This window comes from Pseudomonas veronii, from assembly GCF_001439695.1.
Classification (GTDB): Bacteria; Pseudomonadota; Gammaproteobacteria; order Pseudomonadales; family Pseudomonadaceae; genus Aquipseudomonas; species Aquipseudomonas veronii.
Map to the genome: position 1 here is coordinate 34985 of NZ_JYLL01000042.1, position 12861 is coordinate 47845.

Sequence of the window (12861 nt, forward strand, 5' to 3'; positions counted from 1 at the left end):
TTGATCGCCACAGGTTTCAAGACGGTATTACCAATGACCGGATCCTGGGCCGCAGTCACAAATTTCGCGCAATCCTCGCTAATCGTGCTGCCTACTGCATAGAACTGGACAGTCATAAACGCTTTGCGGCATAGTCGCCGGGTTCTGCCGTACCCACATCAATAACAAGGAACAGCCGATGGCGACCTTACTGGTTCTTCACGGACCCAACCTGAACCTGCTCGGCACCCGCGAACCGGGCGTCTACGGGGCAGTGACCCTGGAACAGATCAACCTCGATCTGGAGCGACGGGCCCGTGAAGCCGGCCACCATTTGCTGTACCTGCAAAGCAATGCCGAGTACGAATTGATTGATCGCATCCATGCCGCGCGCGGCGAAGGCGTGGACTTTATTCTGATCAATCCCGCCGCTTTTACGCACACAAGTGTTGCATTACGTGACGCGCTGCTGGCGGTGAGCATCCCATTCATCGAAGTGCATTTGTCGAACGTGTACAAACGCGAACCTTTCCGCCATCACTCCTACTTCTCCGACGTAGCGGTAGGTGTGATCTGCGGCCTTGGCGCCAGCGGTTATCGACTGGCCCTGGAGGCCGCCCTGGAACAACTTGAACAACCGGCCAAGCGCCCCTGACCGACCCTTGGGAGTTGACGATTCATGGATATCCGTAAAGTTAAGAAACTGATCGAACTGCTGGAAGAATCCGGCATCGACGAGCTGGAAATCAAGGAAGGCGAAGAGTCTGTACGCATCAGCCGTCACAGCAAGACCCCGGCCCAGCAATTCTACGCGCCGCAGATGCAAGCACCGGCACCTGCCGCTGCCGCTCCGGTCGCCGCTGCGCCTGTCGCCGCCGCCGAGCCTGCTGCGCCCAAGCTGAACGGCTTCGTGGCCAAGTCGCCAATGGTCGGTACGTTCTACCGCACCCCGGCACCGGGTTCGCCAGCCTTCGTTGAAGTCGGCAAAACCGTGAAAGAAGGCGACACCATCTGCATCGTGGAAGCGATGAAAATGATGAACCACATCACGGCCGAAAAAGCCGGTGTCATCGAATCCATTCTGGTAGAAAACGGTCAGCCGGTTGAGTACGACCAGCCGCTGTTCACCATCGTTTGAACCGCGGAGCGCCTTCGATGTTGAAACCTGCGAAGAAACTGCAAAAAGTCCTGATCGCCAACCGCGGCGAGATCGCGCTGCGTATCCTGCGCGCCTGTAAGGAAGAGGGCATCAAGACCGTCGCTGTTTACTCGACGGCCGATACCGAACTGATGCACGTGAAACTGGCGGACGAAAGCATCTGCATCGGCCCGCCACTGGCTGCGAACTCGTACCTGAAAGTCTCGAACATCATCGCCGCTGCGGAAGTGACCGGCGCTGATGGCATCCACCCGGGCTACGGCTTCCTCGCGGAAAACGCCGATTTCGCCGAACAGGTGGAAAAATCCGGGTTTGCCTTCATCGGCCCGAAAGCCGAGACCATTCGCCTGATGGGTGACAAGGTTTCGGCCAAGGACGCCATGATCGCGGCCGGCGTGCCGACCGTTCCAGGTTCCGACGGCCCGCTGCCCGAGGACGAGACCACTGCGCTGCGCATCGGTCGCGAAGTCGGTTACCCGGTGATCATCAAGGCCGCAGGCGGCGGCGGTGGTCGCGGCATGCGCGTGGTACACAAGGAAGAAGACCTGATCGAAGCGGCCAAGCAGACGCGCTCCGAAGCGGCTGCCTGGTTCGGCAACCCGATGGTCTACCTGGAGAAGTACCTGACCAACCCACGTCACGTGGAAGTGCAGGTGCTGTCCGACGGCCAGGGCCACGCCATCCACCTGGGCGACCGCGATTGCTCGCTGCAACGTCGTCACCAGAAGGTATTGGAAGAAGCACCGGCACCGGGCCTCGACGAGAAAGCCCGTGCGGAAGTCCTGGCGCGTTGCGTCAAGGCGTGCATCGACATCAACTACCGTGGCGCCGGCACTTTCGAGTTCCTCTACGAGAACGGCCGTTTCTACTTCATCGAGATGAACACTCGCGTGCAGGTAGAACACCCGGTTTCGGAGATGGTCACCGGTATCGATATCGTCAAGGAGATGCTGAGCATCGCCGCCGGTAACGAGCTGTCCTTCACCCAGGACGACGTGAAGATCCACGGCCACTCCCTGGAGTGCCGGATCAACGCCGAAGACCCGAAAACCTTTATCCCGAGTCCAGGCCTGGTCAAGCATTTCCATGCGCCAGGCGGCAACGGCGTTCGCGTCGATTCGCACCTGTACAGCGGCTACAAGGTTCCGTCCAACTACGACTCGTTGATCGGCAAGCTGATCACCTGGGGCGCCACCCGCGACGAGGCCATGGCCCGCATGCGTAACGCCCTGGACGAAATCGTGGTCGACGGCATCAAGACCAACATCCCGCTGCATCGGGATCTGGTCCGCGATGAAGGCTTCTGCGAAGGTGGTGTGAACATTCACTACCTGGAACACAAACTGGCCAACCAGTAAGTGCTCCACCCAACAAAGCCGCCTTCGGGCGGCTTTGTTGTTTGTGGCCCCTCCATTTTGAAGATGTACACAGTCCAAATGTGGGAGGGGGCTTGCCCCCGATAGCGGTGGGTCAGTCACCTAATCTATGACTGAGCTGCCGCCATCGGGGGCAAGCCCCCTCCCACATTTGGTCGGCGTACTGTCAGTACAGTCGTCTTCTTCTCCACGCTCGCGTAAACTTGCGCGCTTTCGCAGCCCCTCCCCGCTGCACACTCATTTTTTCAAAGGTGCCCGCCATGCCTTGGCTGCAAGTCCGTCTCGCCATCAGCCCAGAACAAGCCGAAACCTACGAAGACGCGTTCCTTGAAGTGGGCGCCGTCTCGGTGACCTTCATGGACGCCGAAGACCAGCCGATCTTCGAGCCGGAACTCAACACCACCCCGCTGTGGTCCCACACCCACTTGCTGGCCCTGTTCGAAGACGGCACCGATGCCGCCAGCGTCCTGGCCCATATGGAACTGCTCACCGGCGGCCCGCTGCCCGAGCACCACAGCGAAATCATCGAAGACCAGGACTGGGAACGCAGCTGGATGGACAACTTCCAGCCGATGCGTTTCGGCCAGCGCCTGTGGATCGTGCCGAGCTGGCACGCCGCCCCCGAGCCTGACGCGGTGAACCTGCTGCTGGACCCGGGCCTGGCGTTCGGCACCGGCACGCACCCGACCACCGCGCTGTGCCTGGAATGGCTGGACGGCCAGGACCTGAACGATTGCCACGTGTTGGACTTCGGCTGCGGCTCGGGGATTCTGGCGATTGCCGCCCTGTTGTTGGGCGCCAAGGAAGCCGTCGGCACCGATATCGACGTACAGGCCCTGGAAGCCTCCCGCGATAACGCCGGGCGCAACCACATTGCTGAAGGCAAATTCCCATTGTACCTGCCGGAGCAATTGCCCCAGGTGCAGGCCGATGTGCTGGTCGCCAATATCCTCGCCGGCCCGCTGGTGGCCCTGGCGCCGCAGCTGTCGAGCCTGGTCAAGCCGGGTGGCCGCCTGGCGCTGTCGGGCATCCTCGCCGAACAGGGTGAAGACGTAGCCGCAGCCTACGCCCAGGATTTCGAGCTCGACCCGATCGCCAATCGTGATGGCTGGGTACGCATCAGCGGGCGTCGGCGCTAGAATGAGCGCTTGCCTGAATCGGATGGCCGCATGACCGACAGTTTCGTCACCCAGTGTCCCCATTGCCAAACGCGCTTTCGCGTCAGCCACGCTCAGTTGAACGTGGCGCGCGGCGTGGTGCGCTGCGGCTCGTGCCTGCAAGTGTTCAACGCCGCGCGCCAGTTGCTGGAGCAGCGCGCCCACGCGCAAGCGCCGAAGCCTGAACAGCCGGCCGCAGCGGAGCACGCCGCCGAGGCGCCGCGGGCGATCAGCCAGAAACAGTGGACGGCGCAAGAGCTGGACCTGGACAACCTGGACCTGGACAAAGAACTGGCCAAGCTGGAACGCCGCGAGATTCAACACACCCAGCCGCTGGGCGCGGAACGCCGGCAAGGCAGCGCCGACCGACGCAAAAAGGAAGATGCCCTCAGCGCCAGCCGCGACACGATCAAGGCCGAGGAAGAAAAATGGGCCGCCAGCCTCTTCAGCGAACCGCCTGAAGAACGCGCCAAAGCGCCCGAAGACGAACCTGAACCGGCAAATGTCCCTGCGACTAAACAGCGCACCGAACCGTCGATGTCCCTCGCTACCGACGACATCGACGATGAACCGCCGCTGCGCTCCACGCCTGCCGATGAAGACGACGAACTCGATCCACCCGTGAGCGCGGTCAGCGACGACGTGGACGCGCCGGAACCCGACGAGCCCCCCCAAGGCCGCAAGCGCTCGCGCAGCGCCGCCAGCGCCCACGACGAGCTGCTGCAGGACCTCGAAGATGACCCGCTGCACTTGTACGCCGGCAAACGCCCGTCAAGCTGGGGCCGTCGCCTGCTCTGGCTGTTGCTGGTGCTGATCGCCGCCGCCGGCCTCGCCGGCCAGTACATTGCCTACCAGTTCGACGACCTGGCGCGCCAGGACGCCTATCGCCCGTGGTTCCAGCAACTGTGCCCGACATTGGGCTGCACGGTGCCGTCACGGGTCGATATCGCGCACATCAAGAGCAGCAACCTGGTGGTGCGCAGCCATCCTGAATTCGCCGGCGCGCTGGTGGTGGATGCAATCATCTATAACCGCGCGACGTTCTCCCAGCCGTTTCCGTTGCTGGAACTGCGCTTTGCCGACCTGAACGGCAACCTGATCGCCAGTCGGCGCTTCAAGCCCGCCGAATACCTGAGCGGTGAGCTGGCTGGGGTCAGTGAAATGCCGTCGCAGACGCCGATCCATATCTCCCTGGACATCCTCGACCCCGGCAACAAAGCGGTGAATTACAGCCTGAGCTTTCATTCGCCCGAGTGAATCGGCGCGGTCATCGAGGTTTGACGACGGATTATTGACTGGACCGCCGGCAACCAAACCGGTGGCGATAAAGAAATAACTGTTCAGATTTTATCCAATTCAGCCTTTATCCAGTCATCGAGAGCGGGTATCATGCCAACCCTTTTTCGAACTCTAATGATCCGGCCCCACAACAGGGAAGTCCTATGTCGGCGGTACGCATCGGCCCATACACATTGCACAATGGTTTGATTCTCGCGCCAATGGCGGGGGTCACCGACCAGCCCTTTCGTCAGCTGTGCAAGCGTTTGGGCGCGGGTCTAGTAGTCTCGGAAATGGTCACCAGCGACATGAGCTTGTGGAACACCCGCAAATCGCGGCTGCGCATGATCCACGAAGGTGATCCCGAGCCCCGCTCGGTACAGATCGCCGGTGGCGACGCACAGATGCTGGCGGAGGCGGCCCGGGCCAACGTGGAGCTGGGCGCGCAGATCATTGACATCAACATGGGCTGTCCGGCCAAGAAGGTCTGCAACAAGGCCGCCGGTTCCGCGCTGTTGAAGGATGAGCAGTTGGTCGCCGAGATCCTGCAGGCCGTTGTCGCCGCAGTGGATGTACCGGTCACCCTGAAGATTCGTACCGGCTGGGACCGGGACAACAAGAATGGCCTGACGGTGGCGAAGATCGCCGAACAGGCGGGTATTTCAGCGCTGGCGGTGCATGGCCGCACCCGCGCCGATCTTTACACCGGCGAAGCCGAGTACGACACCATTGCCGCGATCAAGCAGGCCGTGTCGATGCCGGTATTTGCCAATGGCGATATCGACTCAGCCGAGAAAGCCCGGCGCGTGCTGCATGCGACCGGTGCCGATGGCCTGTTGATTGGCCGGGCCGCCCAGGGGCGGCCATGGATTTTTCGTGAAGTCGAACACTTTCTGCGTACCGGCGAGCTGTTGCCGGCACCGGGGTTGATCGAGGTGGAACGTATTCTGCTAGAGCATCTGGCCGCCCTGCACGCCTTCTACGGAGACGTGATGGGAGTACGCATTGCTCGCAAGCATGTCGGCTGGTATCTCGCAACCCTGCCGGGCGCCAGGGAGTTTCGCGCCCACTTCAATCGTTTGGATGATACGGAAGCACAGTGCGCCAACGTTCGTGAGTTCTTCAGCGAACGTGACAAGAGCCTGGTGACAGGGGACGGAGAGGGGGTGGCCGCATGACGATGATGACCGAGACTTTAGTGAGTGGAACAACACCCGTGAGCGACAACGTCAATTTGAAACAGCACCTCAACACGCCGAGCGAAGAAGGCCAGACCCTTCGCGGGAGTGTCGAGAAGGCGCTGCACAATTATTTCGCCCACCTTGAGGGCGCTTCCGTCACGGACGTGTACAACCTCGTGCTCTCCGAAGTCGAGGCGCCCTTGCTCGAAAGCGTGATGAACTACGTCAAGGGCAACCAGACCAAAGCCAGTGAGCTGCTGGGCCTCAACCGTGGCACCTTGCGCAAAAAGCTCAAACAATACGATTTGCTGTAAGCATTCAATCCGACCAGAAAGGCGCCCGCGTAAAACCGGTCGCCTTTTTTGCTGACTCCTTTGCTTTTGATGGAAATTGAAATGACCGACCAGACTACCCGCCTGCCGATCCGCCGCGCCTTGATCAGTGTCTCCGACAAGACCGGGGTTCTCGAATTTGCCCGGGGGCTGGAAGCCCTGGGCGTGGAAATCCTCTCCACGGGCGGGACCTTCAAACTGCTGCGAGACAACGGCGTGGCCGCAGTAGAAGTCGCGGACTACACCGGTTTCGCAGAGATGATGGACGGTCGGGTCAAGACCCTGCACCCGAAAATCCATGGTGGCATCCTCGGCCGTCGCGGTATCGACGATGCCATCATGAACGAGCACGGCATCAAGCCGATCGATCTGGTGGCCGTCAACCTCTACCCGTTCGAAGCCACCATCAACAAGCCGGGCTGCGACCTGCCGACCGCCATCGAAAACATCGATATCGGCGGCCCGACCATGGTTCGCTCGGCCGCCAAGAACCACAAAGACGTGGCCATCGTGGTCAACGCCAGCGACTACGCCCAGGTGCTTGAAAACCTCAAAGCCGGTGGCCTGACCTACGCCCAGCGTTTCGACCTGATGCTCAAGGCATTCGAACACACCGCCGCCTACGACGGCATGATCGCCAACTACATGGGCACCGTGAACCAGGCCGCCGAGACCCTCAGCACAGAAGGTCGCAGCCAGTTCCCGCGGACCTTCAACAGCCAGTTCATCAAGGCCCAGGAAATGCGCTACGGCGAGAACCCGCACCAGAGCGCGGCGTTCTACGTGGAAGCCAAGCCGGCCGAAGTGGGCATCGCCACCGCGACCCAGCTGCAAGGCAAAGAACTGTCCTACAACAACGTGGCCGACACCGACGCCGCGCTGGAATGCGTGAAGAGCTTCGTCAAGCCGGCCTGCGTGATCGTCAAGCACGCCAACCCGTGCGGCGTGGCCGTGAGCCCGGACGCTGAAGGCGGCATCCGCCAGGCCTACGAACTGGCCTACGCCACCGACACCGAATCGGCCTTCGGCGGCATCATCGCTTTCAACCGCGAACTCGACGCCGCGACCGCCAAGGCCATCGTCGAGCGTCAGTTCGTCGAAGTGATCATCGCCCCGTCCGTCAGCGAGGAAGCCCGCGCCATCGTGGCCGCCAAAGCCAACGTGCGCCTGCTGGCCTGCGGCGAATGGTCGGCCGAACGTGCCCCTGCCTGGGACTACAAGCGCGTCAACGGCGGCCTGCTGGTGCAAAGCCGCGACATCGGCATGATCAGCAGCGCCGACCTGAAAGTGGTGACCAAGCGCGCACCGACCGAGCAGGAAATCAACGACCTGATCTTCGCCTGGAAAGTGGCCAAGTACGTCAAGTCCAACGCCATCGTCTACGCCAAGAACCGCCAGACCATCGGTGTCGGCGCCGGCCAGATGAGCCGTGTGAACTCGGCGCGCATCGCCGCGATCAAGGCTGAACACGCCGGTTTGCAGGTAGCGGGCTCGGTGATGGCGTCCGACGCGTTCTTCCCGTTCCGCGACGGTCTGGACAACGCCGCCAAGGCCGGCGTCACCGCAGTGATCCAGCCAGGCGGCTCGATGCGTGATGCCGAAGTGATTGCTGCGGCTGACGAAGCCGGCATCGCCATGGTCTTCACCGGCATGCGCCACTTCCGTCACTAAACAGCACCGCTTCCCGACTGTAGGAGCGAGCTTGCTCGCGAAAAACTCAAAAACGCCACGAGGTGTCAGGTTTCCCTCGTTATCGTTGACGACCTTCGCGAGCAAGCTCGCTCCTACAGGGAAGCACAGCGTTTCTCAGAGGTTTTTGAAATGAATGTTTTGATTATTGGCAGCGGTGGCCGTGAACACGCCCTGGCCTGGAAAGTTGCCCAGGACCCACGCGTCCAGAAAGTATTCGTAGCCCCCGGCAACGCCGGCACCGCCATTGAAGCCAAGTGCGAAAACGTCGCCATCGACGTGCTGGCCCTGGAACAACTGGCGGATTTCGCCGAGAAAAACGTTTCCCTGACCATCGTCGGTCCGGAAGTGCCGCTGGTTGCCGGTGTCGTCGACCTGTTCCGCAGCCGCGGCCTGGACTGCTTCGGCCCGACCGCCGGCGCGGCCCAGCTGGAAGGTTCCAAGGCATTCACCAAGGATTTCCTGGCGCGCCACAAGATCCCGACCGCCGACTACCAGAACTTCACCGAGATCGAGCCAGCCCTGGCTTACCTGCGTGAAAAAGGCGCGCCGATCGTGATCAAGGCCGACGGCCTGGCCGCGGGCAAAGGCGTGATCGTCGCCATGACCCTGCAGGAAGCCGAAGACGCCGTGCGCGACATGCTCGCCGGCAACGCCTTCGGTGAAGCCGGTTCGCGCGTGGTCATCGAAGAATTCCTCGACGGCGAAGAAGCCAGCTTCATCGTGATGGTCGACGGCAAGAACGTCCTGCCGATGGCCACCAGCCAGGACCACAAGCGCGTCGGCGACGGCGACAGCGGCCCGAACACCGGAGGCATGGGGGCTTACTCCCCGGCCCCGGTCGTGACCAGCGAAGTGCATCAGCGTGTGATGGACCTGGTGATCTGGCCGACCGTGCGCGGCATGGCCGATGAAGGCAACGTCTACACCGGTTTCCTCTACGCCGGTCTGATGATCGACAAGGCCGGTAACCCGAAGGTCATCGAGTTCAACTGCCGCTTCGGCGACCCGGAAACCCAACCGGTGATGCTGCGCCTGCAATCGAGCCTGGTGCTGCTGGTGGAAGCCGCGCTGGCCCAGGCCCTGGACAAGGTTGAAGCCCAGTGGGACCCACGCCCGAGCGTCGGCATTGTGCTGGCAGCCGGCGGTTACCCGGCCGACTACGCCAAGGGCGATGTGATTGAAGGCCTGGACGCGGCGGCGACGCTGGAAGGCAAAGTGTTCCATGCGGGCACTGCGCTGCAGGACGGCAAGGTGGTGACCGCAGGTGGCCGTGTGCTATGTGCCACCGCGATGGGCGCCAGTGTCGACGCTGCACAGCAACAGGCCTACAAACTGGCGGCGAAAATCAGCTGGAACGGCTGCTTCTACCGTAAAGATATCGGCTATCGCGCGATTGCCCGTGAACGTGGCGAGACTCATTAAGTCGCTATCCGTTCGGTTAGGTAAGGGCCTCTGGCCCTTGCCGTACTCGTATGACCCCGCGCATAGTTAACCCGTGCTTCAACCTACGAAGGGATTTCGCCGTGCGCTGGCTCAGGATCGCCATAGGTTTCACTGTCAGTCTGCTGACACTGCTCTGTTTGCTCCCGGCCCAGGCCGCTGCGCAAGGCAGTGGCTGGGCAGTATTGCTTGATGAACAGGCCGACCTGCAACTGAGCGATATCCGTTCGCCCCGCTACACCAATCAATTCAGCCCCATCGAACTGGACCGGATCACTGCCGCCGAGCCGGACGGTGCGTTGTGGGTACGCTTCAAGCTGCAACCCGGCCAGCACGAGCAAGTGCTGCGGGTGTTTGCCCCGGACGTTTCCCTCCTGAGTCTGTATGTGCTGGATGGCGACACCCTGGTGGAACAGCAAACCACCGGCACGCGCCAGCCCCAGGCCGAGCGCCCGCTGCCCAGCAGCGACTTCATGCTGCCGATGCCCCAGAGCCCGAAGCCCCTTGAGGTGTACCTGCGCCTGGTCTCGGAACACGAACTGCGCCCCTATATCACCCTGGAGCCGGCCGTACTCGCCGCCGCCGACCAAAGCCAGACGCTGATCTACGGCCTGCTGTTCGGCTGTCTGCTGATGCTGATCCTGCACAACCTCTCCCGCTTCGCCTACCACCGCTCACGCAGCAGCCTGTGGCTGGCGGCCTGCGAAGTGCTGCTGCTGCTCAGCCTGGCGTTGCTGCTCAACCTGCTGGGGCCATGGCTGCAGAACTGGCACGCGATCCAGACGCCGGGCGCCTACCTCGCCCTGCTGCTGACCGCACCGTGCGGGCTGATGTTTGCCTATCGCTTCTTCATGCCGCTGGGCCCGCACCCGCTGAACAAACTGTTGATGGCCGACATTCTGTTGATCGTGCTGTGCGGCCTGCTGCTGTTGTTCGTCAACACGTTGCCGCTGAACATCATCACTTACGTCCTGGTGGCCCTGGCCGGCCTGAGCATGTTGTTTGTCTCGGCCTATCACTGGCAAAAAGGCTACCGGCCGGCGCGGTTGTTCGTGGCGGGGATGGTGGTGTTCAACATCGGCACACTGATCATCCTGCCTGCCTTGCTTGGCCTCACGTTGCTGGCGCCGCAAGGCTTGATCATTACCCTGCTCAGCTTTATCTGCCTCAGTGGCCTGCTGATGAGCCTGGCCCTCGGCGAACGCCAGCGCGCCATCGTCGAAGCACGCTTCAGCCTCAGCCGCGAGCTGGCGGCCAGCAACGCCGAAATCGCCGCCAAGGCCGAGTTCCTGGCGAAGATCAGCCACGAAATCCGTACCCCCATGAACGGCGTGCTGGGCATGACCGAACTGCTGCTGGGCACGCCGTTGTCGGTCAAACAGCGCGACTATGTGCAGACGATCCACAGCGCCGGTAACGAACTGCTCACACTGATCAACGAAATCCTCGATATCTCCAAGCTGGAATCCGGGCAGATCGAATTGGACGACGTGCAGTTCGACCTCAATGCGCTGATCGACGACTGCCTGAGCATCTTCCGCGCCAAGGCCGAGCAGCAGAACGTCGAGCTGATCAGCTTTATCCAGCCCCAGGTGCCGCGGGTGATCAGCGGCGACCCGACGCGCCTGCGCCAGGCGATGTTGAGCCTGCTGGAAAACGCCCTGCAGAAAACCGATGAAGGCGAAGTGTTGATCGTCGTCGCCCTCGACGAGCGCAGCCCCAAGCCGCGCCTGCGCATTGCTGTGCAGGACAGCGGCCTGCCAATGGAAGCCGCCGAACGCGATGCGTTGCTGCACAGCGAACTGCACAGCAAGAACTTCCTCTCGGCCACCCGTTTGAGCGGCCACCTGGGCCTGGTCATCGCGCGCCAGTTGATCCTGTTGATGAACGGCGAATTCGGCATCAAGAGCGGCGCACAACAAGGCAGCACCCTGTGGCTGACCCTGCCGCTGGACCCTGAACGCCTGGAACACCCGACCTCCGACCTCGACGGCCCGCTCAAGGGTGCGCGGGTACTGGTGGTGGACGACAACGACACCTGCCGCAAAGTGCTGGTGCAGCAATGCACCGCCTGGGGCCTGAATGTCAGCGCCGTGCCGTCGGGCAAGGAAGCCCTGGCGTTGTTGCGCACCAAGGCGCACCTGCGTGATTACTTCGACGTGGTGCTGCTGGACCAGAACATGCCCGGCATGACCGGCATGCAACTGGCAGCCAAGATCAAGGAAGACCCGAGCCTCAACCACGACATCCTGCTGATCATGCTCACCGGCATCAGTAACGCGCCGAGCAAGATCATTGCGCGCAATTGCGGGATCAAGCGCATCCTCGCCAAGCCGGTGGCCGGCTACACCCTCAAGACCACCCTGGCCGACGAACTGACCCAGCGCAGCAAAGGCGGCGGGCAGCCACGCGCGCCCCTCAACGCGCCGGCGGCCATCATCGTGCCCAGCGACTTCCGCATCCTGGTGGCCGAAGACAACAGCATCTCCACCAAAGTCATCCGCGGCATGCTCGGCAAGCTCAACCTCAACCCGGACACCGCGAGCAACGGCGAAGAAGCCCTGCAGGCGATGAAGGCCCAGCGCTATGATCTGGTGTTGATGGACTGTGAAATGCCGATCCTCGATGGCTTCTCCGCGACCCAACAGTTGCGAGCCTGGGAAGTCAGCCACCAGCGCATTCGCACGCCGGTGGTGGCGCTCACCGCACACATCCTCTCGGAACACAAAGAGCGCGCACGCCAGGCCGGGATGGACGGGCACATGGCCAAGCCGGTGGAATTGTCACAATTGCGCGAGCTGGTGGAGTACTGGGTGGCGCAGCGTCAGCCACGGCCGGAGCATGCGCCCTCTTAACGTCAAATGCGATCGAGTGTGGGAGGGGGCTTGCCCCCGATGGCGGCGGACCAGTCACCTATGCATCGACTGAAAGACGGCGATGGCAAGCTTGCTCTCGATAGCGCTGGAACAGTTACAAATAAGCTGACGGTCACACCGCTATCGGGGGCAAGCCCCCTCCCACACTGAGCCTGCGTCTGCCACACAATGGATGAACACCACAGATTCCTATGTGGGAGGGGGCTTGCCCCCTCCCACACTGAGCCTGCGTCTGCCACACAATGGACGAACACCACAGATCCTATGTGGGAGGGGGCTTGCCCCGGTACAGACCGGAGACATCCTTTACGTTTGAAACCGGAGACATCGTTTACATGTATTAATCATGGCCAGGAGGTAACTGGCCATGTCATGGAATCGAGAGTCCCCT

At 61.9% G+C, this 12861-nt stretch carries 10 protein-coding genes and 1 pseudogene; 10 read left to right on the forward strand and 1 reads right to left on the reverse strand.

The window, feature by feature from the left end; all coding sequences use genetic code 11:
• The first annotated feature begins 178 nt into the window (after window positions 1-178).
• From aroQ to purH, 8 genes are all read left to right on the forward strand, one after another.
• The gene (gene aroQ, locus TU80_RS29045) at window positions 179-634 is read left to right on the forward strand and encodes a type II 3-dehydroquinate dehydratase (RefSeq protein WP_017849665.1); all 456 of its coding nucleotides are present in this window, start codon (window positions 179-181) and stop codon (window positions 632-634) included.
• A gap of 24 nt (window positions 635-658) precedes the next feature.
• Window positions 659-1117 (forward strand): acetyl-CoA carboxylase biotin carboxyl carrier protein, encoded by a 459-nt coding sequence (accB, locus tag TU80_RS29050; RefSeq protein WP_017849666.1) that lies wholly within the window; start codon window positions 659-661, stop codon window positions 1115-1117.
• Window positions 1118-1134: 17 nt separating this feature from the next.
• Window positions 1135-2496, forward strand: a complete 1362-nt coding sequence (accC, locus tag TU80_RS29055; RefSeq protein WP_017849667.1) for an acetyl-CoA carboxylase biotin carboxylase subunit — start codon at window positions 1135-1137, stop codon at window positions 2494-2496.
• A 278-nt stretch (window positions 2497-2774) separates the two neighbouring features.
• A complete protein-coding gene (gene prmA, locus TU80_RS29060; protein WP_046384850.1) occupies window positions 2775-3653 on the forward strand; it encodes a 50S ribosomal protein L11 methyltransferase in 879 nt (292 codons plus the stop codon).
• A 30-nt stretch (window positions 3654-3683) separates the two neighbouring features.
• A complete protein-coding gene (locus TU80_RS29065; RefSeq protein ID WP_057005977.1) occupies window positions 3684-4928 on the forward strand; it encodes a DUF3426 domain-containing protein in 1245 nt (414 codons plus the stop codon).
• Window positions 4929-5113: 185 nt separating this feature from the next.
• A complete protein-coding gene (gene dusB, locus TU80_RS29070) occupies window positions 5114-6127 on the forward strand; it encodes a tRNA dihydrouridine synthase DusB (RefSeq protein WP_017849670.1) in 1014 nt (337 codons plus the stop codon).
• Window positions 6124-6444: a DNA-binding transcriptional regulator Fis gene (fis, locus tag TU80_RS29075; RefSeq protein WP_002555375.1), complete on the forward strand. Its 321-nt coding sequence runs from the start codon at window positions 6124-6126 to the stop codon at window positions 6442-6444. Before dusB ends, fis begins: the two co-directional genes overlap by 4 nt.
• Window positions 6445-6525: 81 nt before the next feature.
• Window positions 6526-8133: a bifunctional phosphoribosylaminoimidazolecarboxamide formyltransferase/IMP cyclohydrolase gene (gene purH / locus TU80_RS29080; protein ID WP_046384852.1), complete on the forward strand. Its 1608-nt coding sequence runs from the start codon at window positions 6526-6528 to the stop codon at window positions 8131-8133.
• Window positions 8134-8148: 15 nt separating this feature from the next.
• Here the strand turns inward: purH and TU80_RS33605 are convergent.
• Window positions 8149-8262, reverse strand: a pseudogene (locus TU80_RS33605) (outer membrane lipoprotein carrier protein LolA); the annotation flags it as partial.
• Between the two features lie 21 nt (window positions 8263-8283).
• Here TU80_RS33605 and purD point away from each other — a divergent pair.
• Together purD and TU80_RS29090 are read left to right on the forward strand one after the other, a co-directional pair.
• Window positions 8284-9576 (forward strand): phosphoribosylamine--glycine ligase, encoded by a 1293-nt coding sequence (gene purD / locus TU80_RS29085; protein ID WP_017849672.1) that lies wholly within the window; start codon window positions 8284-8286, stop codon window positions 9574-9576.
• Window positions 9577-9677: 101 nt separating this feature from the next.
• A complete protein-coding gene (locus tag TU80_RS29090; RefSeq protein WP_017849673.1) occupies window positions 9678-12449 on the forward strand; it encodes a hybrid sensor histidine kinase/response regulator in 2772 nt (923 codons plus the stop codon).
• Window positions 12450-12861 lie beyond the last annotated feature (412 nt).